The organism is Streptomyces sp. NPDC051217 (genome assembly GCF_044455465.1).
In the GTDB taxonomy this organism is placed as follows: Bacteria; Actinomycetota; Actinomycetes; order Streptomycetales; family Streptomycetaceae; genus Streptomyces.
The window spans coordinates 139,917-163,743 of sequence record NZ_JBITEV010000016.1 but is presented as its reverse complement, the minus strand read 5'-3'; the positions used below and the strand labels follow the sequence as shown (position 1 = coordinate 163,743).

Here is a 23,827-nt window from a genome sequence, read left to right as displayed (position 1 = left end):
CAGGAACGATCCACGAAGTACTTGGTTATGCGGGCAGGGCGTGTCAACGTAGACGTTCTTGAGGGAAGTCGCCAGGTCAACGAGGTATGAGCCCGTGTCCCGGCACTGTCTGTCGGAGCCCTGTCCGTGATCATTCGCCACCCGCAGTTGGCCAAGAGAAATGCGGCGATGACCGCCGTCGGGGCTCGTTCCGTTTCGGAACACGGAGACCATGCCGATGTTCAGGACTGGGCGCATGCCCCGCTCCGTTTCTGAACGGATGGGGACGTTCCCGGGGCGAATCAGCCAGGCGAACGTTCCGCTCGATTTCTCGGGGCTGTCATCAGCGGGGCCGAGGGACCCAACAAGGCGTGCGGACCGTCCGGGAAGACTCGGCCGGACCAACTCCGCGGAGGTCCTGCACTCGCCTGCGGGGAGGATCCCGATTTAGCCGACCGGGTCGGTCGCCCCCGTGCTGCCCGCCGTCGGTGGCATGTAGTTCCCACCCCTAGCCTTGGAGGCGCTTCTGTATCCCGAGTTCCCGCTCGAACCACCCACCCCGTCAGCCTCGTCCGCTGCCCAGGCGTTCTGGGTCGGTCCCCGGTATCTGGCCGGTGACGACGGATGCCTCTACGAGCTGGTGGCCGACGCCCTCACCGGGCTGGGCTGGGCGAACCTGACGGTTGTCCGTGGCAGGCGCGATCCGGATGAGGCTTCGGAGGACCGGCAAGTTCTGCGCAGTACCGTCCTGCACATCAGCCCCGACACGCTGCGCTGGGCCCAGTGGGTCCTGGCGGACGAGCCGTTCCTCCTCGGGGAGCTGCCGGCCGCCTGGCAGGTCTCCGCCCGTGAGGACACCAGCAGCCCGCTCGCCGCGTGGTCTGCCTACTTCACCCCCGGCATCCCCGGCGAGATCCTCGGCGACTTCCTCGCCGCCCTCCACAACCGCCACCAGCCCACAGCCGCGTCCGCCGGACCCGAGCTGGTCCTCGACACGCTCACCACGCGCAGCTGGCTGCGCGACATCGACCATCCCCGTTTCGGGGCGGTGGACCCGATGTTCACCACATACGTCAGCCTCGGCGAGGTGCCGCCGCTCATCCAGGACGGTGACCCGCGTGCCCTGACCGTGGCGGCCGGCGAGGCGGGTCCGGCCGGGTGGCAGGCATGGGCCGAACCCACACTTGGCGCACCGTACTTGTGGGCGGCGTCGTTCTCCGCCGGTGTGCCGCAGGATCTCGTTGCGGCATTTGCCGCGTCCCTTGCCTCGTCGGCGCCGGTCCTGCGCCGGGTGCTGCCCGAGAGCACCAAGGACCGGCTCCTGCGCGCTCCGGCCGACTGACGGGCAACGTCGTCGTCCACGCCCAGGGAGAGGGGGCTGCTCTCCGTCTGACCCGGTGCCAAGCCCGCCGTCTCGCCTCTCGCCTCGGGTCTGAACCGGCCTCGTGGACGGGCGTGTTCACACCGGGGAGTGGTAACTGTGCAGCCCCGCATGCCGTTTCGGTATGCGGGGCTGCGGTGCGTGTCTGTGTGCGGTTGTGGTTCAGGCGGGCAGGTGACGGCCGTTGGGGCTCTGGCCATCGCCTGCAGGGTAGCGGCCTGATCGGCGGCTATGTCAGTGCCCGCCTGCGGTCGGCGGCTGTCGGTGTGTGCGGTCAGTCCTCCGTGTGCCGGGTGAGGTGTTCGGTCGAGTTTCCGTGGGTGGCGCGGTATTCGAGGGTGTCCTGTGCGGTGACGATCGGGACGAGGCGTTCGTACTCGGCGTAGTCCTCGTCGGTCATGATGCCGATGGCGTCGGCGACCACGGCGTTTTTGGGGAGCCGGTCGAAGTACTTCATTACCAGGGCGACGAAGTCGTCCCTCATCGAGTCGACTTCGTCCAGCCACTCGTTCTCGCGCCGTATCTGCTGGTGCCCGGCGGCCTTCTCTTCCGGGGTGATGGTGACGAGCAGGCCCTGCTCGGCGAGGGTGAAGGGACGCCCGTCACGGTGGTATGCGCGCTGGGGGTCGTCGAGGTGGCCGTGCCAGTCCACGTCGGCGAAGAGGGCGACGACGTCGGGGCGGATGTGGGGCTGGGGCATGGGCGGTTCCTTGTGCAATGTGGTGTGGATGGTCTGAGCTGGTGAGCGGTTCGAACTGACCTGGGTGGTGCGCGGGGCATGGGGTGCCTCCGTGACTCGGTGGACTTGGCGTCCGGGGGTCAGTGGCAGGTGCGCGGCCCGCCGGGCTGTGGCGCCGGACTTGGTGTGGGCTGTGGTGCCGGCGGCGTGGTGCGGGGTGTCTGTGCGGTGTGGGTGGTTTGTTGGATGCGCCAGGCGAGGAGGCGTGCGGGGTACCGGGCGTCGTCGAGGGGGCGCTGGGCGACGGCTCGGAGGACTTCGACGGGGTCGAGGCCGCTGGTGTCGGCGCGGGCGAGGGTGGCGGCGAGCGCGTCCCAGTCGGGGGCGTTGAGGATCGTGTCGGCGTGTTCGGGCAGCACCATGTAGACGGTGTGTTCGTACCGGAGGCGGACCGTGGGGCTGGTGGGCCCTGCCCGTTTGACGGTGGCCAGGGCGGTGGTGGCGGCCTGGTCCGCGGCGGTGTGGAGGTGGGTGAGGGCGCTGCGGGTGGCGGTGACCTGCTGGTCGTGGTGGTGCAGGTCGTGCCATCGCAAGGTGGCGGCGGTGGCCAGGACGATCGTGTCGAGCAACAGGGCCAGGAGCGTGCCGTCAAGGCTGTTCGGTGGTGGGGTGCGGAGCATGGCCCTGACGGCTGCGCGCAGCCGGGCGGCGTGGCGGTTCTCGGCCTGGACGCGGGAGCGGGAGGCGCGTTCGAAGGCGGCTGCTGCCCGCCGGAGTTCCTCCCGGTAGGGGGCGGGGGTGAGGAGGGGCAGGGCGTCGAGGGTTTCGCCGAGTGCGGTGATGTGGGCCTGTGAGGCTGGCGCCGCGTCGTTGGTGAGAGCGCGGGGGATGTACTCGATGGCGGTGATCGCGTCCTGCCACGGGCGTGCGGTGGGGGTTGTGGCGGTCAGGCGTTCGCTGATCCTGGGCCATGACAGGTCGGGGGAGAGTTTCGATCCGGAGTACCAGATCGGCTCCGCCTCGCTGTTGGTGTCGCCTTCGAGGGCGAGGGTGTAGCCGCGGACGTCGCCGGAGGGGAAGCGCTTGACGTCGACGAGCACCCCCTCGGTGTGCTCCAGCAGGGTGAGGAACTCCTCCGTACTGGTCGCGGCGGCCACCGCCGTGCGGGCTGCGGCGCGCAGGCGCTCGCGCGGCGTCTTCTGTTGGCCGGCGCGTTTGGCTTTCTCCTGTTCGGCGCGGGTGGGGCGTTTGGCGGCGGTGCGGTCGCCGCGTACGACCTGGTGCAGGCCGTAGTGCTTCTCGACGGCGGCGAGTTCACGGTCGGCGGTGAGGTAGTCGTTCCAGTGCCGGGCGGTCCGCAGGTCCGCCCGGACCGTGGTGGCGGCGATGTGGATGTGGTCGGGTGCGTGCCGGACGGCGACCCACCGGCACCCGTCCGGATCACCCTCGGGGGCAATGCCGGTGGCGTGAACGACGCGGCGGGCGACATCGGCCCACTGTTCGTCCGTGAGAATGCGGTCGCTCTCGGCGGCGCGGACCGAGCAGTGCCACACATGCTTCTCCGGTGCTCGGCCCAGCCGTTCGGCCTGCTTGACGTGCAGGTCGAGATCCGCGACCAGGAGCTTCCTGGCGGCGTCGGGATCGTTGGCGCGGCCGGGATCCGGGGCGAAGCCGTCCCAGGAGCCCACCAGGTGCGGGTCGGTGTGGTCCTTGGCCTTCTTCGTGTCGAAGAGGTAGCGGATCAGGCCGGCGGTGCTCTTGCCGCTGTTGATCTTCGCGATCAACGGGCGGCCTTCTTGCTGACCGCCTGGTTCGCGGCCTGTGCGATGTCCCGCACAGCCGCGCCTACGGCGGTCAGGGTGTGCTCGGTCTCGGCGAGCAGGGCGCTGTCCCCGGGGTGTGGGTGGCCGCCGGAGTTGAGCTTCCAGGCGATCTGGTTGAGGTTGCGGCCGATGTGGGTGATCTGGGCGCGTAGCGCGTTGAGTTCGTCGATGTAGTCGTCCAGTGGGGTGCGTTGGCCGGGCAGGGCGAGGTCACCGTGCACGTGGGCCATGACGACGGCGCCGACGTAGTGGGCGGCGGCGATGTTCAGTGACTGGGCCATGCCGAGGATGTCGGTCTTCTCGCCGACGCTGTATCGGACATCGACGCGCTCTTTGCGCTGCTCGTCTTGGCGCTCGCGGCGGCGGGCGACGCGGTGCAGCGCGGCTTGATCAGCAGCACGCGGCAACGGCGCAACGGACGGATCAGAGACGTCAGTGGGGTCGTTTTGCTCGGGCACCCGCTGGTGCCCGTGCCCCTCCGCCACCCCCGGGGCGGAGATTCCCCCGTTGGACCGGCCCTTGGACGGTCCAACGGGATACCTTGCTCGCGTTGAAGCCGGTGCGGTCGTCATCTCCTGCTCAGGGGTGGGCTGTTCGCGGTGCTGGTCAGTCATGGTGCGGAACTCCGGGGTCGGTAGGTAATCGGGCTGGGTGCCAAGCGCTGGCGGGTCAGCCGGTGCGCAGTGACGCGGGGGCGTCGGCGGAGCAGAGGCTCTGAGTGGGGAGGGCGGAAGGAGTGGGGAGGGTCCGGTCACCGGAAGTCCGAACTACTTCCGGACTTCCGGTGATCGAGAGATGTGAGGCGGTCAGCCGGACCGCTGGGCCGAGGGACGCGCTGAGTCCCGCTCCTCCTCAAGCACCTTGAAAACCTTCAGCAGGCGCTCGTTGGCGGCTTTGCGCCCCTGAACGATCCGGATCTCGTCCGTGATCACGTCGCGGTCGACCCCACCGAGCCGTTCGGCCACGGGGCGGGCGATGGCCAGCAGCTCGTCAAGCGAGGCATTCGGGGGCCGCCCCGTACGCCGAGGAGCCGCGTCCTGTGCCGGAACCGTGTCGAACACTTCCGGCACGGGGCGGGCGGGAGAACCGGATGGGCCGATGAGTTCAGGACTGCCGCCGAGCGGCTCGCTCTCCGCCACCAGAGCCGGAGGCTCTGCGGACGCCGTGGTAGGCGGGTTGGCGGGCTGGTCGGAAGTCGTGTCCGGATGGCCGGTGGGTTGGTCGACGCCTTGGTGGATCTGCCGCATCAGTACTCCGAAGGCGAGCAGGGCTGCGGTGGGCGGGACGGCGGCGACGACGTAGTCGAGCAGCGGCACGGCGCCAGAGCCTGCGGTGCCGCTGACGCCGGCGACGTTGAGGGCGATGGAGCCGACCGATCCGGTGGCGGTGAGGGCGATGGCCCATCCGTCGGTGACCCGGCGCAGACCGGCGCGGAGCATGAGGAGTTCGCCCGCGACGATGAACGCGTCAACGGTCGCCGGCCAGGCCCACTGACGCGTGGGCGAGCCGCCCAGCCCGTGCTTCCCGGCCACCTCCGCGAGGTGCGCGTAGGACAGCCAGAACGCCCCGACGGTCAGGGCCACGATGACTGCACCGGCGGCGGCAAGGGCGTACCGCTCGGCGGCGTGCTTCGTCACCCGCCGGCCACGGTTCGTCGCGCCGGTGGTCTGGTGGGAGTGAACGGATGAATCAGGCAAGCGGGAACACTCCAGGTGGGCTAGGGGTGGCGGCTGTGAGCCGGGGGAGGGGCCCGGCCGCCATGGGGGCGGGACTCGTACCACTCGTTGCGTGCCTGGTCAGGGCAGGTACGGGTGGAGTGGTGATGTCGAGTCGACTCGTTGCGGGGCCTTCACCCGTCCCCGCGCTGACCTGGGCGGGGACGGGTGCGACGGGACGTTCCGGGTCAGGGCGCGGTGCCGGGCAGCCGTTGCGCCGTGACCGGAGCCGGGGGTGCCGGTTCGGGGCAGTAGCGGGCCCAGGCGTCGAGGAACTGGTTGCGCGCGAAGCCCTTGGCCTGAGTGCCGTCGGGGAAGCGACGGTTGGCCGAGCCGATGCCGTAGGGCTTCAGGAGCAGTTGCAGGCCGCGCGGCGTCAGACCGCCGGCACCGTACTCCGCCCACGGAGCTTCCCTGTCCGCGTTGAGCGCTTCCAGCAGGCGCTTGGTGGCCAGTACCACCGGGTCACGCTCGGCGCCGAAGGCCCGGCGGATACCGACCAGCAGGCGGGTGCGCAGACCGCCTTCCTCGTCCTGCCCCGCCTCGTAGTCGCTCATGGCCTGGCAGGCGACGCGGACCAGCGCGGGCCAGTCGCCACCGGCGAGGTCGGCGACGATTACCAGCGGCTCCCACGTGTCGGCCGCGCGGTCCTCGACCGGCATGACCGGCTCCCGGTCCGCCGCCAGCGCACCGATGGGCTGGAGCCAGGAGGTGAGGCGGTCGCGCAGGGCGTGGAGCGCGGGGGTGTCGCGGTGGGTGCGGAAGGCCGCGACCTTCTCTCCCGGTGCCCGGCGGCGCATCCGGATGACGACCGACCGGTCCATGATCGTGTCCGGCAGGTCGTCGATCCCGGCAAGGGCTGCCATGGCGAAGGTGGGGAACGGGGTCGGCTTGTGCTCGGGCCCCGAGACCCGCAGCGTGGGCCGGTTCCGCTGATGCCCGGCATTCAGCAGACCCCGTAGATCCTCGTTCCGTTCAGCCGCCTTCGCGGTGCCGAAGAGGGTGTCGGCCTCATCGACCAGGAGCGTGGGCGGATTGTCGTCGGTGATCGACCGGAAGATCGCGGCAGGACTGGCGTTGACCGTGATCAGGCAGTTGTGCACCGTCTCGGTCAGCACGTCCAGCAGCCGCGACTTGCCGCACCGCTTCTCCGGAGCCACCACCGCCAGACGCGGCGCGTGCTGCCACGCCGGCTGCAGATGCGAGGCCGCCACCCACAACGTCACCGCCGTCAGGGCCTCCGCCGAAGGCAGGATCACGTACCGCGTGATCTGCGCCTGCAGATCGGCCAGCACCTGTGCCCCTTCGGGCAGCGGCGTCGCTGGAGGCTCGTCCTCGCGGTCTTCGCCCGTGGGAGGCACGGGGGAGTTGGCGGCTTGGCCGGGTACGGCGACCGGAGGCCACGATGGCGTCGCGTCACGGTGGGACGGGGTCTTCGGCTGGGGTTCGGTCATACTGGACATCAGCTCCTCTGCTCGCGGGCCTTATGGGACGGCAATCCCGGTTTCCGCAGGTTGATCGCTAGGGATGGCGGTTGAGAGGTTGCGGTTGAAGCCCCCGGCCTTGCCGGGGGCTTCATTCATGCGTGGGGCGGTAGTGGCTGCGGCGGGTCAAGAGGCAGGCGGCTAGGGCTGGTTGGGTCGCCGCGGCGGGCGAATCCAAGACAGCCACAACCACCCCGCACAAGTCCAGCACTCGCCAGAGAAAGCGGACAGCTGTCGGCGAACACTTGCTGCGGGGGCTTTCATATAACGGTAGACCCGAAACGCCGGTCGACAAAAAAGCCTGAGCAACGACAAAGCCAGAAGCATCACATCGCGAATATCTTGCGCAGTCGCCGTGACCCGAGCTACAACACACAACCCCACGTCAGAACACCCCCCGGCGACCGAATCCACCACTCATGGCCGCGCCCTCAGGAGTCCGGCTCAACTCCCTTCCACGGTGAAGCGGAGCGCAACATAGCCGCAGAACGCCGGTTCACCAAACCGGCGAACGCGAGGTACACATTTGGTCATGGAAAACAGACCGCTCGCAATATGCCCGGAAGGAATTCAGGGTCGCAGCACCGTTGAATTCCCCCGTGCTCAACAAGGCATCGGCCAGTGCCAACTCAGCCACCGAGGAGCCGCTTTGGGCAGCCCGATGACCAACACCACCGTGTCCCCAGGCGGCTCGGCCAGTGAGAACGGCCCCAGCAGCGACGCGTAGCTCAACTGCCGCTCCGGCTGCCCCCGCAGGGGCGGGCGCACGCCAACAACCGCCATCCCAAGCGATCGACCACGCAGGCCGGCATTGCCGTGCCATATGCCTGCGAAGAGAGGACCCCGCCTTGCTCCGGCCCGCGATACCCCATGACTCCGCTCGGACCACGCGTGCCGCGAAGGAGGTGACGCTGCATGGCTGACCGCCTCCTCACTGTGGACGAGGCCGCCGAACGGCTCGGCACAGGCGTGCGCTTCGTCCGCCGCCTCGTGGCGGAACGCCGCATCGTCTTCGTCAAGGTCGGACGCCACGTCCGCATTGCCGACAGCGCTCTCACCGCGTACATCGAAGCCCACACCGTCCAGCCCGCGCGACGGGGTCGGCCGAGCTACGGCAGGGCCGCCTGATGCCGCGCAAGCCGCAGCGGCGGCGCGAGTTCGGCAGCGTGCGCAAGACCCAGTCGGGACGCTTCCAGGCCCGCTACTGGGCTCCGGACGGTGTGCGGCGCTACGCGCCACACACCTTCGAGACCAAGACGGAGGCGACGACCTGGCTCACGCTGACCCAGGCGGACATAGAGCGCAAACACTGGACCGACCCCGATGCCGGAGCGGTCAACTTCGAGGACTTCGCCAACAGGTGGGTTCGGGAGCGCGGCCTCGCGGCGACCACCGAGGATCTGTACACCCGCTTGCTCAGGCTCCACATCCTGCCCGCCTTCGGCGCGTGGGACCTGGACGACATCCAGCCGGCGGATGTACGCGTGTGGCGAGCCGAACGGCTCAAGGCGACCAATGGCGCCAAGACCACAGTGGCCAAGTCCTACCGTCTGCTGAAGGCGGTGCTCCAGACCGCGGTCGACGACGAACTCCTCAAGAGCAACCCATGCCGTATCAAGGGCGCCGGCAAGGAGGAGGCGGACGAACGCGATGTCGCCGAGATCCATCAGGTCTACGCGCTGGCCGAGGCGATCGGACCGCGCTGGCGCATCATGATCTTCCTGGGCGCCTTCGCGTCCCTCCGCCCCGAAGAGCTCGCGGAGCTGCGGCGCGGTGATATCGACCTCGACGAAGGCGTCGTGTGGATCAGACGAGCCGCACCGGAGCTGACCAACGGCCAGAAGGTCGTGGGAGCACCGAAGTCGCGCGCAGGGAAGCGGGCGATCTACCTGCCCGACTTCGTGGTGCCCGAGCTGCGTCGCCACCTTCAGTGGTTCGCCGAGAAGGAACCGGACGGACTGCTCATCGTCGGAGAGCGCGGAGCCGCCTTGCGACGGTCTTCCTTCGGGCGCAAGTGGCGCAAGGCGCGGACCGCGGCGGGCCTGCCGGACAGCTTCCGCTTCTACGATCTCCGCCACACCGGCAACACCCTGGCGGCGGACTCGGGCGCGAAGCTCAAAGACCTCATGGTCCGGGCGGGCCAGTCCAGCCCCAAGGCACAACTGATCTACCAGCACTCCAAGAAGAAGCACCAGCGCAAGCTCGCGAAGAGCATCGACGCCGAAGTCCGGCAGCAGCGCGGCGAAGCGGCCGAGCAGGCCCAGGCGGAGACGCGGAAGCACTCCGGGTGAGGTCGTGGCTGCCCTGCCCGAGGCAGCGTGGCGGAGGCGGGACCGCTTAGCCAGGAACAGCGGTCCTGTCTCCGCCTTCATGCCCCGGGCGGAGTCCGCAGGAAGCGGCATCGCTTTCGCAATGCCGCAACGCCTCACGCTCCTGTGACCCAGTTCACAGGAAATGCGTCTCGCCATTCGAGAAGTCCGGCGCGGAAAGGCTCGCGCATCGCGCGAGACGTCGCCGAAACCGGGCTTCTGTCAGCAGATAGGGCTGGTGGAGGGCTGGTGGGGCAAGAAATGGTCTAGACAACAAACAAGGCCCAAGTCGTTGACTTGGGCCTTCGTCGTGGAGCGGGTGACGAGAATCGAACTCGCGCTCTGAGCTTGGGAAGCTCATGTTCTACCATTAAACTACACCCGCGTGGAGCCGCCCTGATCAGTGGCGCTTCCGTGGACACTCTACCCCATTGTCGACTCCGGCTGCTCGATGTGGCTCTCGGCCCCGGGAGTTGGGGGTAGCCTCCGTCATCGGAGTGCCGCTTCGGTGGCCGTCCTGGTCATCCCCTAATGTGTGGGTTCGTCCGCGTTCTTGGGGAAGGGACCTGATGGACTTGATGGATCGCACCGTCGTCCGCTGTGCCGAGGGGCATGTGTTCAGTACTACGACGTTCCCGATGCAGCAGCTTGACGCCGGGCGGCTCGGGCCCGGGCGGTTGATTCGGTGTCCGCGTTGTGCTCGGTTGCGGCATGCCGTGCCGGTGGAGGTCGGGCGGCGCTGACGCAGGTGGTTGGTAGGGGCGCGCGGGGTTGCCCGGTTGGGGTGGGCCCGCGCGTTCTGCGTATCCTCGGGGCGTGCTTCTCTCTGACAAGGACATCCGGGCCGAGATCGATTCCGGGCGCGTGCGTATCGACCCTTACGACGAATCGATGGTGCAGCCGTCGAGCATCGACGTACGGCTCGACCGGTTCTTCCGCGTGTTCGAGAACCACCGTTATCCGCACATCGACCCCGCCGTCGAGCAGACCGATCTGACCCGCAAGGTCGAGCCGGACGGGGACGAGGCGTTCATCCTGCATCCCGGTGAGTTCGTGCTCGCCTCGTCGTACGAGGTCATCTCGCTCCCCGACGACATCGCCTCCCGGCTGGAGGGGAAATCGAGTCTCGGGCGCCTGGGGCTCGTCACGCACTCGACCGCCGGGTTCATCGACCCCGGCTTCTCCGGGCACGTGACCCTGGAGCTGTCGAATCTCGCGACCCTGCCCATCAAACTCTGGCCCGGTATGAAGATCGGGCAGTTGTGTCTGTTCCGGCTCAGTACGCCGGCGGAGTTCCCGTACGGTTCCGATCGCTACGGGTCGCGTTATCAGGGGCAGCGCGGGCCCACCGCCTCCCGCTCGTTCCTGAATTTCCACCGGACCCAGGTGTGAGGGACGTGGACGACATACGGGAGAACCTCACGTACGAGCGCTTCGGCCTCGCCGTACGGGAGCTGGCGCAGGCCGTCGCCGACGACGGGTACGAGCCCGACGTCGTCCTGAGCATCGCCCGCGGCGGGGTCTTCGTCGCCGGCGGGCTCGCGTACGCCCTCGACTGCAAGAACATCCATCTGGTGAATGTGGAGTTCTACACGGGAGTTGGTACGACTCTGGAAATGCCGGTCATGCTGGCACCTGTGCCGAACGTGGTCGACTTCTCCAACAAGAGGATCCTCATCGCCGACGACGTCGCCGACACCGGGCGTACCCTCAAACTCGTCCACGAATTCTGTCTCGATCACGTCGCCGAGGTCCGCAGCGCCGTCATCTACGAGAAGACACAGTCGCTCGTGAAATGCGAGTACGTCTGGAAGCGCACCGACGAGTGGATCAACTTCCCCTGGAGCGTCGAGCCACCGGTCGTGCGCCGCAGCGGGCAGCAGGTTCTCGAAGCCTGAGCACCCGAAGCCTGAGAAGCCGATTCCTGAGAAGCCGATTCCTGAGAACCGGTGAGCCCGCCGTCCGTCGGACGGCGGGCTCCGGTCGTCAGATCGTGCCCAGCTTGATCAGCGACAGCAGAGCGATCAGCTGGATCGCCGAGGCGCCCAGCGCCTTCGGCCACGGCAGGTCGTGCGACCGGCTCACCATCATGGTGAACAGCGCCCCCGCCGCGACCCAGGTGACCCAGCCGAGGATCTGCACCAGGGAGTTCTGGCCGCCCAGGAAGAGCGCGAAGACCAGGCGCGGTGCGTCCGTGATCGACATGATCAGCATGGAGAGGCCGACCGTCGGCTGCCACGCGCCGTCGCCGCCCAGTTGGCGGGCCAGGGTGTGGGTCACCACACCCAGGATCAGACCGCCGATCACGAAGGCGACGGCCGTCGTCAGGACATACGGGATGGCCGTCGAGAGGGTGGCGTTTATCGCCTCCTCGCGGGCGCCGTCGAAGCCGAAGATGGCGAGCAGACCGTAGAGGAACGTGACGACCAGCGCCGGGCCCCAGACCGCGTAGTCACGCATCTGCCAGAACGTCCCGTTCGGGCGCAGCACGATGCCGCTCAGCAGCTGCTTCCAGTGCAGGCGCGGGCCGGCCGGGGCCGGGGCCGCGCCGGCGTGGTACGTGGCGCCGTCGCCGTAACCGTGCTCGTCCACGCTGAACTGCTGCGTGTGACCAGGGTTGTTGGCGTACGGGTCCTGCGCGCCGCCACCGCCGTGCTGCTGGTTGTACGGGTCGCCGAAGTACTCGGGCTCGCCGTGCCCGCCCTGCCGGCCGCCGTGTCCACCAGGTCCGGGGTAGCCGTAACCGCCCTGCGGGGGGCCGGGCTGTCCGGCGCCCGGCGGGGGCCACTGCTGCTGCGGAGGGCGCGGCTGCCGGCCGTACGGGGGCGCCGGCTGCCCGCCTCCGTACTGCGGAGGGGGCGCCGCCTGCCGTCCGTACGGCTGCTGCTGCGGGTCTTGCTGACGTGTGCGGTTGTCCCGGCCGCGTCCGATCCTGAATCCAGCCACGTCACCGAACGTACCCGTTTCGGGAGGGCGGGGGGCCGGAGGAGCTGGAACAGGCCAGCCTTTGCGGCCGAGCTGTGACATCCCCTAAGGGAACCCTGGGGGGCTTGCTACACCTGGGGAGTGGGGAAACCTGATCCTACTTCAGGAAGATCGACGTGCTGAAGCTGATCACCGGGCGCTCCGCCGCCTTTCCGTCCTTCCCCGACGGATACAGCGCGATCAGATCCTTCTCCTCGCCCTGGTGCGTGCGGGTCAGTACGTCCGGCCGCTTGTCGCCCGTGAGGTCCGCGGACTCCAGGAGGTCCGTCGTGGTCCTGCCGCCCGCACCGGGCAGTTTGGGCGCGGGCGGGAGTCCGACGGCCTTGAAGGTGTACGTGCCGCCCTCCTCGCCCGGCCCCTGCGGGCCTCCCAGCAGCAGCTTGCCCTTGGCCGCCTTGCCGGGCTCGTGCGTGCGCGTGGCGTGCACCAGGTCGTCGTAGCCGTCGCCGTCCGTGTCCGCCTTGCCCGTCGGGGCGTAGAGGACCGGGCCGCCGCCGGGGATGGGGGCCGCCGCGGCGCGGGGCGCGCCGGCGCGGCTGAACGGGCCGCGCAGGTAGCTGACCTGCCCGGCGCTCGCGGAGACGGTGAGGTCCGGCTTGTCGTCGCCGTCGAAGTCGCCGCACACCGGGTGGTCGGGCCACTCGTTGCCGTAACGCGCCTTCGCGGGGATCTTCAGGACGACCGCCTTGCCCGTGATGCCGTCCGGGCCGCCGAAGAGCAGCTGGAGCGGGACGGGCGGGCGGCCGAGGCCGTCGTACGGCGGGTCCGTGCTCACGATCAGGTCGGCGAAACCGTCCCCGTCCAGGTCGCAGGTGGCCGCCGCGTCGAAGGCGGCCGGGAGGACGCCGTCGGTGGCCGCGCCGTTGGCGGCGGGGGTCAGCGTCTGGCGTACGGCGGGGTCGACGCCGCGCGGTGAGTCGGAGCCGTACACGATGCCGATGCCCGCGTCGTCGCCCTGGATCGCTTCAGGTGCCTTGACCAGGTCGTTCAGTACGAGGTCGCGGTGGCCGTCGCCGTTGAAGTCGGCCGGGACCTCGCTGCCGTCGCCGCGCGGAACGGGGCGCTTCGGTACGGAGGCGCGGCCGGCCAGGGGCGCGGTGTCGCCGTTCTTGGCCTTGCTGCCGCCCGAGCCGCCGTCGGAGCCGCCTTCCGAGCCGGAACCGCTGCAACCGGTCAGCAGCAGGGCCAGCGCCGTACAGAGGCCGGCGCCGGTCATCACCGCTGTCGAGGCGCCGGTACGTATGCGCACGACCTCATCCACCTACTTCTGTCCGGTCACATGACATTCGCTGCCACATGATGCTCCAGTTCGCGCGTTGCGGTAAGGAAACGGACCGATCGCGATCACGGGCCGATAGTCCCAGGGGATGGAAAAGGCCCCGGACGACGGAAGCGGCCGGACCCGCCCCCGAGGCAGGTCCGGCCGCGTTCTTCTTAAGGAGAGTGCTTCGAGGAGGGTGTTACGTGGCGGGCTCCGCCGCCGGTTCGGCCGCGGGCTCGGAGGAGTCCGCCCGGTCCGCCGGCGTCCGTACCGAGTCGAGCAGCAACTGCGCCACGTCCACGACCTGGAGCGATTCCTTCGCCTTGCCTTCGTTCTTCTTGCCGTTGACCGAGTCGGTCAGCATCACGAGGCAGAACGGGCACGCCGTCGACACGATGTCCGGATTCAGCGAAAGGGCCTCGTCCACGCGCTCGTTGTTGACGCGCTTGCCGATCCGCTCCTCCATCCACATCCGCGCGCCGCCCGCGCCGCAGCAGAAGCCGCGCTCCTTGTGGCGGTGCATCTCCTCGTTACGGAGGCCGGGCACCTTCGCGATGATCTCGCGCGGCGGTGTGTAGACCTTGTTGTGCCGGCCCAGGTAGCAGGGGTCGTGGTAGGTGATCAGACCCTCGACCGGGGTCACCGGGATCAGCCGCTCCTCGTCGACGAGGCGCTGGAGCAGCTGGGTGTGGTGGATGACCTCGTACTCGCCGCCGAGCTGCGGGTACTCGTTGGCGATCGTGTTGAAGCAGTGCGGGCAGGTCGCGACGATCTTCTTCAAGGACTTCGGCTTCTTCGTCTGCGGATCGACCTCGCCATCCTCGTTGAGGGACTCGCCGTACGCCGTGTTCAGCATCGCCACGTTCTCCTGGCCGAGCTGCTGGAACAGCGGCTCGTTGCCCAGGCGGCGGGCCGAGTCGCCCGTGCACTTCTCGTCGCCGCCCATGATCGCGAACTTCACACCCGCGATGTGCAGCAGTTCGGCGAAGGCCTTCGTGGTCTTCTTGGCGCGGTCTTCGAGGGCGCCCGCGCAGCCGACCCAGTACAGGTAGTCGACCTCGGAGAGGTCCTCGACGTCCTGGCCCACGACCGGCACCTCGAAGCCCGCCTCCTGCTTGAGCTCCTTGGTCCACTCCAGGCGCTGCTTCTTCTGGAGGCCCCAGGGATTGCCCTTCTTCTCCAGGTTCTTGAGCATCGTCCCGGCCTCGGAGGGGAACGAGCTCTCGATCATCACCTGGTAGCGGCGCATGTCGAGGATGTGGTCGATGTGCTCGATGTCGACCGGGCACTGCTCGACGCACGCGCCGCAGGTGGTGCAGGACCAGAGGACGTCCGGGTCGATGACGCCGTTCTCCTCCAGCGTCCCGATCAGCGGGCGTTCGGCCTCCGCGAGGGCGGCGGCCGGCACACCGGCCAGTTGCTCCGCGGACGCCTTCTCCTCGCCCTCTGTCGTCTTGCCGCCGCCCGCCAGCAGATACGGCGCCTTGGCGTGCGCGTGGTCGCGCAGAGACATGATCAGGAGCTTCGGCGAGAGCGGCTTGCCGGTGTTCCAGGCGGGGCACTGCGACTGGCATCGACCGCACTCCGTGCACGTGGAGAAGTCGAGGAGGCCCTTCCAGGAGAACTGCTCGACCTGCGAGACACCGAAGACGTCGTCCTCGCCCGGGTCCTCGAAGTCGATCTCCTTGCCGCCGGACACCATCGGGCGGAGCGCGCCCAGCGCCGTACCGCCGTCGGATTCGCGCTTGAACCAGATGTTCGGGAAGGCGAGGAAACGGTGCCAGGCGACGCCCATGTTCGTGTTGAGGCCGATGGTGATGGCCCAGATCATCGTCACGCCGAGCTTGATCATGGCGGTCAGGTAGACCAGGTTCTGCAGCGTGCCGGGGCTGAGCCCCTTGAAGGCCAGGACCAGCGGGTACGAGGCCCAGTACGCCGGGTCGTAGCTGTCGACGTGGTGCAGGGCGCCTTCGAGGCCGCGCAGGGTGAGGATCGCGAGGCCGATGACGAGGATCACGTACTCGACGAAGTACGCCTGCCAGGCCTTGGAGCCGGTGAAGCGCGACTTGCGGCCCGCCCGCGACGGCAGGTTCAGCAGCCGGATCGCGATCAGTACGAGGATGCCGACGGTCGTGGCGAGCGCGATGAACTCGATGTAGACCTCGTACGGCAGGAAGGTGCCGATGTACGGGATGGTCCAGTCGGCCTGGAACAACTGGCCGTACGCGTTGACGATCGTCAGCCCGAGCGTCAGGAAGCCGATCGCGACGAACCAGTGCGCGAAGCCCACGACGCCCCAGCGGTTCATCCGCGTATGGCCGAGGAACTCCTTGGCCAGGGTGACCGTGCGCGCCCTGGGGTCGTCGGTGCGACTGCCGGCCGGTACGGGTGAGCCGAGCTTCACGAACCGGTAGATCTCGACGACGGCTCGGGAGATGAGCGCGACGCCGACCACGGTCAGCACCAGCGACACGATGATCGCGGCGAGTTGCATTGGGGGCTCCTCGGGCCTGCGAGGGTGGAAAGAACAGCACCACGTCAGTGGCATCTACTAAGCGGTAACTTAATCGGTTCGTGCTGAGGGTACCCAGTTATCCCGCCGCACTGTAGCCGCGCGGCCGGTGATCTGTGTCGCTGAGGTGACCCTGTGCCGGGATCCGCGGCGCGGCGGTGTTCGCGACGTACGGGGCGGAGGCGGCGGCCGGGGTGCGGGCGAGGATCAGCAGGTCGAGGCCGATCCAGTGGTGCTCGACGTAGTGCTGGTCGAGCAGCGCGGGCTCGTCCCAAGGAAGCGGGGAGCGCCGGCGCACCTGGGCGAGGCCGGTGAGCCCCGGCCGTACGGACTGCCGCCAGGGCGCTGCCGCCCTGGGGTCGCCGGGCGTGAGCGGCGCGGGGCCGACGAGGGACATCTCGCCCGATACGACATGGGGCAGGCGCGACAGCAGGTCGAGCCGCCGGCGGCGGGTGGCGAGGGTGCGGAGGGTGAAGATCCGGCCGTTCATGCCGACGCGGCGCCCGTGGGTGAAGGCGCTGCCGGGGTGCCGCCCGGAGAGCGTGAGGGTGAGGGCGGCGGCGGCCAGTACGGGCGAGATCAGGACCAGCAGGAGTGAGCCGAGCGTCAGGTCCAGCAGGCGCTTGGGGTCGAGGAGATGGTCGAGGACCCGGTCCATGGCGTCGCGCAGGGCATGACCCGTGGCGCGGCCCAGGGTGTGGCCCAAGGGGCCCGTGACGTGCTCCAGGGCTGGGCCCTGGGCCGGGCCCGGGGCTTGGTCCGGGACCCGGTCCCCGGCGTGGGCCGCCGGGCCGGGATCCGGGCGCGGAACCATCAGATACCCCCGACCGTTGTGTGTGATTGTGCTCCGCGACATGGCATTTGCGAAGCGGGTGCCGGTCGATCGTGACTCAGTGGGGAAGAGAAGTTCCGAAGGCGCGCGGACCTGCGGGAACCGCGTGGTCCCGGGCGGCGCCCGGAAATGTGGCCGCACGATAGTTGAGTCCCCTCGACTCAGCTCTGTTGACGCCCAAGGATCAGTCGTGCATCCTTGAGCCTGTTCCACTCAAGTCAGCTGGAGGAATCGAAATGGCACGTGCGGTCGGCATCGACCTGGGCACGACTAACTCCGTCGTCAGCGTTCTCGAAGGCGGCGAGCCCACCGTCATCACCAACGCCGAAGGCGCCAGGACCACGCCGTCCGTCGTCGCCTTCGCCAAGAACGGCGAGGTGCTCGTCGGAGAGGTCGCCAAGCGCCAGGCAGTCACGAACGTCGACAGGACCATCCGGTCGGTCAAGCGCCACATGGGCACCGACTGGAAGATCAACCTCGACGGCAAGGACTTCAACCCGCAGCAGATCTCCGCGTTCGTCCTTCAGAAGCTGAAGCGCGACGCCGAGTCCTACCTGGGTGAGAAGGTCGCCGACGCGGTCATCACCGTCCCGGCCTACTTCAACGACTCCGAGCGCCAGGCCACGAAGGAGGCCGGCGAGATCGCGGGCCTCAACGTCCTGCGTATCGTCAACGAGCCCACGGCCGCCGCGCTGGCGTACGGGCTCGACAAGGACGACCAGACGATCCTCGTCTTCGACCTCGGCGGCGGCACCTTCGACGTGTCGCTCCTGGAGATCGGTGACGGCGTCGTCGAGGTGAAGGCCACCAACGGTGACAACCACCTCGGTGGTGACGACTGGGACCAGCGTGTCGTCGACTACCTGGTGAAGCAGTTCGCCAACGGTCACGGCGTGGACCTGGCCAAGGACAAGATGGCTCTCCAGCGTCTCCGCGAGGCCGCGGAGAAGGCGAAGATCGAGCTGTCGTCCTCCACCGAGACCACGATCAACCTGCCGTACATCACGGCGTCCGCCGAGGGCCCGCTGCACCTGGACGAGAAGCTCACGCGCTCCCAGTTCCAGCAGCTGACGGCCGATCTGCTGGAGCGCTGCAAGACCCCGTTCCACAACGTCATCAAGGACGCCGGTATCGCGCTGTCCGAGATCGACCACGTGGTCCTGGTCGGCGGCTCCACGCGTATGCCCGCCGTCGCCGAGATCGTCAAGGAGCTCACCGGCGGCCGTGACGCCAACAAGGGCGTCAACCCCGACGAGGTCGTGGCCATCGGTGCCGCGCTCCAGGCCGGTGTCCTCAAGGGCGAGGTCAAGGACGTCCTGCTGCTCGACGTCACCCCGCTGTCCCTGGGTATCGAGACCAAGGGCGGCATCATGACCAAGCTCATCGAGCGCAACACGACGATCCCGACGAAGCGCTCCGAGATCTTCACGACGGCCGAGGACAACCAGCCGTCGGTGCAGATCCAGGTCTACCAGGGCGAGCGCGAGATCGCGGCGTACAACAAGAAGCTCGGAATGTTCGAGCTGACCGGTCTGCCGCCCGCCCCGCGCGGTGTGCCGCAGATCGAGGTCGCCTTCGACATCGACGCCAACGGCATCATGCACGTGGCCGCGAAGGACCTCGGCACCGGCAAGGAGCAGAAGATGACCGTCACCGGTGGCTCCTCGCTGCCGAAGGACGAGGTCAACCGGATGCGCGAAGAGGCCGAGCAGTACGCGGACGAGGACCACCGCCGTCGCGAGGCCGCCGAGACCCGCAACCAGGCCGAACAGCTCGTGTACCAGACCGAGAAGTTCCTCAAGGACAACGAGGACAAGGTCCCCGGTGACGTGAAGGAAGAGGTCGAGACCTCCATCGGCGAGCTGAAGGAGAAGCTCAAGGGTGAGGACACGGCCGAGATCCGTACGGCCACCGAGAAGGTCGCGGCCGTCTCGCAGAAGCTCGGCCAGGCCATGTACGCGAACGCGCAGGCCGAGGGCGCCGGCAACGACGCCCAGGGCACGGAGCAGGCCGGTCCCGCCGGCGGCTCCGACGGCGCGGACGATGTCGTGGACGCCGAGATCGTCGACGACGAGAAGCCCAAGAAGGACGGTGCCGCGTGACGGAGGAGACTCCGGGCTTCGAGGAGGAGCCCGACGTCCCTTCCGGCGCCACCCCCGAAGACGCCGCGCCGAAGGCCGCCGAGCCGGACTCCGCCAAGGAGCCGGGCCCGGCGGCCCCCCCGGCCGGGGACGTACAGCACGACACCACACAGATCGCCCTGATCGCACAGCTGGACCAGGTCCGTACGGCGCTCGGTGAGCGCACGGCAGACCTCCAGCGGCTTCAGGCCGAGTACCAGAACTACCGCCGCCGGGTCGAGCGGGACCGGGTCACGGTCAAGGAGATCGCCGTCGCGAGCCTTCTGACCGAGCTGCTGCCCGTCCTCGACGACATCGGGCGCGCCCGGGAACACGCCGAGCTGGTGGGCGGGTTCAAGTCGGTGGCGGAATCGTTGGAGACGGTGGCCGCGAAGATGGGCCTCCAGCAGTTCGGCAAGGAGGGCGAGCCCTTCGACCCGACGATCCACGAAGCCCTGATGCACAGCTACGCGCCGGATGTCACCGAGGACACGTGCGTCGCGATCCTGCAGCCTGGGTACCGGTTCGGCGAGCGGACGATCAGGCCCGCCCGCGTCGCCGTGGCGGAGCCCCAGCCGGGGGTCCAGCCCGGGGAGAAGGCATCGAGCGCCGACGAGCCGGACACGGACGAGGAGAGCGGTGGCCCGGACGAGGGCTGACGTGCGGACAAGCGGTGCGGACGGGCAGTACGCATGACGGGCAGTGAGGAGGGACGTCGGGAATGAGTACCAAGGACTTCGTGGAGAAGGACTACTACAAGGTTCTCGGCGTCCCCAAGGACGCCACCGAGGCCGAGATCAAGAAGGCGTACCGCAAACTCGCCCGCGAGTTCCACCCGGACGCCAACAAGGGTGACGTCAAGGCCGAGGAGCGCTTCAAGGAGATCTCCGAGGCCAACGACGTGCTCGGCGACCCCAAGCGGCGCAAGGAGTACGACGAGGCGCGCTCGCTCTTCGGCAACGGCGGCGGCTTCCGGGCCGGCCCCGGGGCCGGTGGCGGCGGTTCCTTCAACTTCGACCTGGGCGACCTCTTCGGAGGCGGCCCCCAGGGCGGTGGCGGAGGGCCCCAGGGCCAGGGCGGCGCCGGCGGCTTCGGCGGCGGGCTCGGGGACGTGTTCGGCGGCCTCTTCAACCGAGGCGGTCCCGGCACGGGGACGCGTACGCAGCCGCGCCGCGGCCAGGACATCGAGTCCGAGGTGACGCTCAGCTTCACCGAGGCGGTCGACGGGGCCACGGTCCCGCTGCGGATGTCGAGCCAGGCGCCCTGCAAGGCGTGTTCGGGCACCGGCGACAAGAACGGCTCGCCGAGGGTCTGCCCGACCTGCGTCGGCACCGGACAGGTCTCGCGCGGCACGGGCGGCGGCTTCTCGCTGACCGATCCGTGCGTGGACTGCAAGGGCCGTGGGCTGATCGCCCAGGACCCCTGCGAGGTCTGCAAGGGCAGCGGCCGTGCCAAGTCCTCGCGGACCATGCAGGTCCGCATCCCGGCGGGCGTCAGCGACAGCCAGCGGATCCGGCTGCGCGGCAAGGGCGCGCCCGGTGAGCGCGGCGGCCCGGCGGGCGACCTGTACGTGGTGGTCCACGTCGGCTCGCACCCGGTCTTCGGCCGCAAGGGCGACAACCTCACCGTCACCGTGCCGGTCACCTTCGTGGAGGCGACACTCGGCGGCGAGGTCAAGGTCCCGACGCTGGGCGGACCACCGGTCACCCTGAAACTGCCCGCGGGCACGCCCAACGGCCGTACGATGCGCGCCCGGGGGAAGGGCGCCGTACGCAAGGACGGCACCCGTGGCGACCTCCTGGTCACCGTCGAGGTGGTCGTCCCCAAGGATCTCGGCGCCGAGGCCCGTGACGCGCTGGAGAGTTACCGGAAGGCGACCGCGGGGGAGAACCCGCGGGACGAGCTGTTCCAGGCAGCGAAGGGAGCGTGACTCCAATGGACGGGGTCGGGCGGCGTCGACCGCACTCATCGTTCAACCCGGCCTTCGAACTGACCGAAGAGTCGCCGGTGTACGTCATCTCGGTGGCGGCCCAGCTGTCGGGTCTGCATCCGCAGACCCTGCGCCAGTACGACCGGTTGGGCCTCGTCTCGCCGGACCGTACGGCGGGCCGCGGCAGGCGCTACTCGGCGCGCGACATCGAACTGCTCCGCCATGTCCAGCAGTTGTCGCAGGACGAGGGCATCAACCTGGCCGGCATCAAGCGCATCATCGAGCTGGAGAACCAGGTCGCGGCGCTACAGGCACGCGTCGCCGAACTGGGCGCGGCGGTGGACGGCGCGGCGGCGGCGATGCGCCAACGCGAGGCCCAGGTCCACGCGTCGTACCGCCGGGACCTGGTGCCGTACCAGGACGTGCAGCAGACGAGCGCGCTGGTGGTGTGGCGGCCGAAGCCGAAGCTGTCGTCGGACTAGAACACAGGACCTGTGGACGAAGGCCCGTTGTCTCCCGGATGTCTCGGGAGGACAACGGGCCTTCCTCGTTGCTCGGCAAGGGCTACTGGGGGAGGCCCCGCACGCCCTCCGGAGGGCTGGGGGTCTCGGGGTCGATCAGGCCCGACTGGACGAGCAGGGCGCCGAGATGGGTGCGGCTGGAGGCGTTGAGGGCCTGCATCAGTTTGGCTATGTGCGAGCGGCAGGTGCGGACGCTGATGCCCATCCGGCGGGCCACGGCCTCGTCGGTGGTTCCTTCGACGAGGAGGCGGGCGATGCTGCGCTGGACCGGGGTCACCGGTGCGTCCGGTGAGATGGTGGGCGGGCGTTCCGTCATGGGGGTGGCCTGGCCCCACAGGACCTCGTAGACCTGCACGAGGTAGGTGATCAGGGCCGGGTGCCGGATCTCCAGGGCCGTGTGGCGGTTGGCGCTGGCGGGGATGAAGGCCACCGCGCGGTCGACGATGATCAGGCGCTCGACGGTCTGCTCGACCGTGCGTACCTCCAGCCGGTCGGCGGGGACCTGCTCCAGGTACTCCTTGATGTGCGGGCTGTAGCGCGCCGGGTGCTGGTACAAGTGCCTCAGGTGGGCGCCGCGTTCGATGGCGGCCAGAGAGCGGGCCAGCCCCGCCATCATGAGTTTGCGCTCCCTGCTGAACCCCGGCTGGACCGTCAGGATCTCCTTCGTCGCCGCGCGGGCGGCCTCGCCGACCTTCGCGTCGATCAGCGCGTGCCCGTCGAGCATGGTGATGGAGAGGCTGGGATCTTCGGCGACGACGGCGCTCAGTGGCGCGAGCGAGTTGACCAGGGAGGTGGTCAGCTGGACGCGTTCGTGGATCTCACGTGTGATGGGCTGGAGGAGACGCGCCAGAGCGGCGGACGGCAGCACCGGGCTCATCCACACGGGGTCCAGAGGGTCGGGATACAGGAGCGCCATGTCGAGGAGGCAGGGCGCAGGCGCCAGTGCGGCGCGAGTGATCCGCCCTCTGCGCAGAGCCTCGGTGTAAAGACCGATCGCCGTCTCGCACAGCTCCCGGTCGCCGTGTGGATGGCGCGTCCGATTCTCTCCGGTTTCGCCTATTTCGGCACCCTCCACTTTCTGCAATGCAGCAAGATGACGGTGGTGCGATTCTAGTCGGTGGAGGAGGGTTGCTGACGGGTAGGAGCGGTCAACTCCCGGACCGTACAGCGGCCGTGACCGCGTCTCCCCCCGGCGTGAGCACGGACGTCATCCCCGTCCGTCCCGCTTGTTCGCCGAAGGCGCGGTGTCTTCGGAAAGCTCAGTGATCGTGGTCCAGAATGCCCGACTGGGCGATGAGGTAGCCGAGTTGGGCCCTGCTGCCGCTGCCGAGCGTGGTGCTCAGTTTGGCGATGTGCGCACGGCAGGTGCGGACGTTCATGCCGAGCCGGCGTGCGATGGCCTCGTCCACGTGGCCGTCGATGAGGAGTTTGGCGATGGAGCGCTGGATGCTGGTGATGCCGTCGATCTCCGGCGCGTACGACAACTGTTCGTCCCAGGGGGTGCCGTGGAGCCAGAACTGCTCGAAGACTCCGACGAGATACTGCACGAGACCCTCGTGGCGGAGTTCCAGGGCGATCCTGCGGTCGCTGCGGGCGGGTACGAAGGCCACTTTGCGGTCGACGATGATGAGGCGCTCGATGATCTCCTCCAGCGTTCGCACCTCCACCCCGTGCGGCGCGACCCGTTCCACGTAGGCGAGCGTGGCGGGGTGATGCCGGGCCGTGTGCTGATACAGGGTCCGCATCTTCACGCCGCTGTCTATCAGTGGGCGGACCCTGCGCAGTGCCTCCTCCTGGGAGCCCGGTTTCCGTCCGCTGCCGGGCTGGACCGTGAGCAGTTCCTCGGTGCACTCCGCCGTTACCCGGTCCAGGGTGGAGTTGATGAGGCTCAGCCCTTCGAGCACGGTGATCGCGTGCGTGGCTGACGGGTCCATGGCGGTGAGCGTCATGAACGGCTCGAAGGTCTCCGCGAGCGACATGGCGAGCTGCCGCCGCTCCTGGATCTCCCGCTCCAGGGGATGCGTGAGCTGATTGAGCGCGATCGACGGGGATACCGGACGGAGCCACTGGGCATCGTCCGGGTCCGGGCGCAGCAGTGCGAGGGCGAGCAGGCAGGGTGCGGCCTCCACCTCCGACCGGGACAGCCGGCCGGAGCGCAGAGCTGCCGCGTAGAGATTTTTGCCGGCTTCGCATAGTTCGCCAGGCCCATGCCTATGTCCGTCAATTCCCTGACTTGACTGCATTTGACACCCCCTCAGGGTCCTGAATTACAGGAACATGATGCCCGTGCTCGCTG

20 protein-coding genes and 1 tRNA gene are annotated in these 23,827 nt (G+C 68.9%); 9 read left to right on the top strand and 12 right to left on the bottom strand.

Going from position 1 to position 23,827, the window contains the following annotated elements; translation table 11 throughout:
• The first annotated feature begins 493 nt into the window (after nt 1-493).
• Complete coding sequence (locus tag ACIBBB_RS29965; RefSeq protein WP_398987456.1) at nt 494-1,321, top strand: DUF317 domain-containing protein; 828 nt, start codon at nt 494-496, stop codon at nt 1,319-1,321.
• Nucleotides 1,322-1,634: 313 nt separating this feature from the next.
• On the opposite strand, the gene ACIBBB_RS29960 is transcribed toward ACIBBB_RS29965, so the two are convergent.
• The 5 genes from ACIBBB_RS29960 to ACIBBB_RS29940 all read right to left on the bottom strand — a co-directional run bounded on the left by ACIBBB_RS29960 (nt 1,635) and on the right by ACIBBB_RS29940 (nt 7,031).
• Entirely contained in the window at nt 1,635-2,060 is a 426-nt protein-coding gene (locus tag ACIBBB_RS29960; protein WP_398987453.1) for a hypothetical protein, read from the bottom strand.
• Between the two features lie 119 nt (nt 2,061-2,179).
• Complete coding sequence (locus ACIBBB_RS29955; RefSeq protein WP_398987451.1) at nt 2,180-3,823, bottom strand: relaxase/mobilization nuclease domain-containing protein; 1,644 nt, start codon at nt 3,821-3,823, stop codon at nt 2,180-2,182.
• A complete protein-coding gene (mobC, locus tag ACIBBB_RS29950) occupies nt 3,820-4,269 on the bottom strand; it encodes a plasmid mobilization relaxosome protein MobC (RefSeq protein ID WP_398987449.1) in 450 nt (149 codons plus the stop codon). The genes ACIBBB_RS29955 and mobC overlap by 4 nt, the downstream gene beginning before the upstream one ends.
• A 399-nt stretch (nt 4,270-4,668) precedes the next feature.
• Nucleotides 4,669-5,499, bottom strand: coding sequence for a DUF2637 domain-containing protein (locus ACIBBB_RS29945; RefSeq protein WP_398987476.1), 831 nt, complete (start codon nt 5,497-5,499; stop codon nt 4,669-4,671).
• 266 nt (nt 5,500-5,765) lie between these two features.
• Entirely contained in the window at nt 5,766-7,031 is a 1,266-nt protein-coding gene (locus ACIBBB_RS29940; RefSeq protein WP_398987447.1) for a DUF3631 domain-containing protein, read from the bottom strand.
• 945 nt (nt 7,032-7,976) lie between these two features.
• Here ACIBBB_RS29940 and ACIBBB_RS29935 point away from each other — a divergent pair.
• Complete coding sequence (locus ACIBBB_RS29935; RefSeq protein WP_078075978.1) at nt 7,977-8,189, top strand: excisionase family DNA-binding protein; 213 nt, start codon at nt 7,977-7,979, stop codon at nt 8,187-8,189.
• Nucleotides 8,189-9,352 carry a tyrosine-type recombinase/integrase gene (locus tag ACIBBB_RS29930; protein ID WP_398987444.1) on the top strand — a complete coding sequence of 388 codons (1,164 nt, stop codon included), beginning with the start codon at nt 8,189-8,191 and terminating at the stop codon, nt 9,350-9,352. Before ACIBBB_RS29935 ends, ACIBBB_RS29930 begins: the two co-directional genes overlap by 1 nt.
• Before the next feature lie 329 nt (nt 9,353-9,681).
• Here the strand turns inward: ACIBBB_RS29930 and ACIBBB_RS29925 are convergent.
• Nucleotides 9,682-9,755, bottom strand: a tRNA-Gly gene (locus ACIBBB_RS29925).
• 431 nt (nt 9,756-10,186) lie between these two features.
• On the opposite strand from ACIBBB_RS29925, the gene dcd reads away from it, so the two are divergent.
• A complete protein-coding gene (dcd, locus tag ACIBBB_RS29920; RefSeq protein ID WP_398987442.1) occupies nt 10,187-10,762 on the top strand; it encodes a dCTP deaminase in 576 nt (191 codons plus the stop codon).
• Nucleotides 10,763-10,767: 5 nt separating this feature from the next.
• Entirely contained in the window at nt 10,768-11,268 is a 501-nt protein-coding gene (locus ACIBBB_RS29915) for a phosphoribosyltransferase (RefSeq protein ID WP_398987440.1), read from the top strand.
• An 88-nt stretch (nt 11,269-11,356) separates the two neighbouring features.
• On the opposite strand, the gene ACIBBB_RS29910 is transcribed toward ACIBBB_RS29915, so the two are convergent.
• The 4 genes from ACIBBB_RS29910 to ACIBBB_RS29895 all read right to left on the bottom strand — a co-directional run bounded on the left by ACIBBB_RS29910 (nt 11,357) and on the right by ACIBBB_RS29895 (nt 16,942).
• The gene (locus tag ACIBBB_RS29910; RefSeq protein WP_398987438.1) at nt 11,357-12,316 is read right to left on the bottom strand and encodes a Yip1 family protein; all 960 of its coding nucleotides are present in this window, start codon (nt 12,314-12,316) and stop codon (nt 11,357-11,359) included.
• A 136-nt stretch (nt 12,317-12,452) separates the two neighbouring features.
• Nucleotides 12,453-13,604, bottom strand: coding sequence for an FG-GAP repeat domain-containing protein (locus ACIBBB_RS29905; RefSeq protein ID WP_398987436.1), 1,152 nt, complete (start codon nt 13,602-13,604; stop codon nt 12,453-12,455).
• A 211-nt stretch (nt 13,605-13,815) separates the two neighbouring features.
• Nucleotides 13,816-16,110, bottom strand: coding sequence for a heterodisulfide reductase-related iron-sulfur binding cluster (locus ACIBBB_RS29900; RefSeq protein ID WP_398987434.1), 2,295 nt, complete (start codon nt 16,108-16,110; stop codon nt 13,816-13,818).
• A 97-nt stretch (nt 16,111-16,207) separates the two neighbouring features.
• Nucleotides 16,208-16,942, bottom strand: coding sequence for a sugar transferase (locus tag ACIBBB_RS29895; protein WP_398987432.1), 735 nt, complete (start codon nt 16,940-16,942; stop codon nt 16,208-16,210).
• A 254-nt stretch (nt 16,943-17,196) separates the two neighbouring features.
• On the opposite strand from ACIBBB_RS29895, the gene dnaK reads away from it, so the two are divergent.
• From dnaK to ACIBBB_RS29875, 4 genes are all read left to right on the top strand, one after another.
• The gene (gene dnaK, locus ACIBBB_RS29890; protein WP_398987430.1) at nt 17,197-19,062 is read left to right on the top strand and encodes a molecular chaperone DnaK; all 1,866 of its coding nucleotides are present in this window, start codon (nt 17,197-17,199) and stop codon (nt 19,060-19,062) included.
• Nucleotides 19,059-19,739 (top strand): nucleotide exchange factor GrpE, encoded by a 681-nt coding sequence (grpE, locus tag ACIBBB_RS29885; RefSeq protein ID WP_398987427.1) that lies wholly within the window; start codon nt 19,059-19,061, stop codon nt 19,737-19,739. The genes dnaK and grpE overlap by 4 nt, the downstream gene beginning before the upstream one ends.
• Before the next feature lie 62 nt (nt 19,740-19,801).
• A complete protein-coding gene (dnaJ, locus tag ACIBBB_RS29880) occupies nt 19,802-21,010 on the top strand; it encodes a molecular chaperone DnaJ (protein ID WP_398987425.1) in 1,209 nt (402 codons plus the stop codon).
• A 5-nt stretch (nt 21,011-21,015) separates the two neighbouring features.
• Nucleotides 21,016-21,492: a heat shock protein transcriptional repressor HspR gene (locus ACIBBB_RS29875; RefSeq protein WP_398987422.1), complete on the top strand. Its 477-nt coding sequence runs from the start codon at nt 21,016-21,018 to the stop codon at nt 21,490-21,492.
• Between the two features lie 82 nt (nt 21,493-21,574).
• Here ACIBBB_RS29875 and ACIBBB_RS29870 read toward each other — a convergent pair whose 3' ends face one another.
• Both ACIBBB_RS29870 and ACIBBB_RS29865 read right to left on the bottom strand, forming a co-directional pair.
• Nucleotides 21,575-22,591, bottom strand: a complete 1,017-nt coding sequence (locus tag ACIBBB_RS29870; RefSeq protein ID WP_398987474.1) for a LuxR C-terminal-related transcriptional regulator — start codon at nt 22,589-22,591, stop codon at nt 21,575-21,577.
• 199 nt (nt 22,592-22,790) lie between these two features.
• On the bottom strand, nt 22,791-23,774 hold the full coding sequence (locus tag ACIBBB_RS29865) for a helix-turn-helix transcriptional regulator (protein ID WP_398987420.1): 984 nt from the start codon (nt 23,772-23,774) through the stop codon (nt 22,791-22,793).
• Nucleotides 23,775-23,827 lie beyond the last annotated feature (53 nt).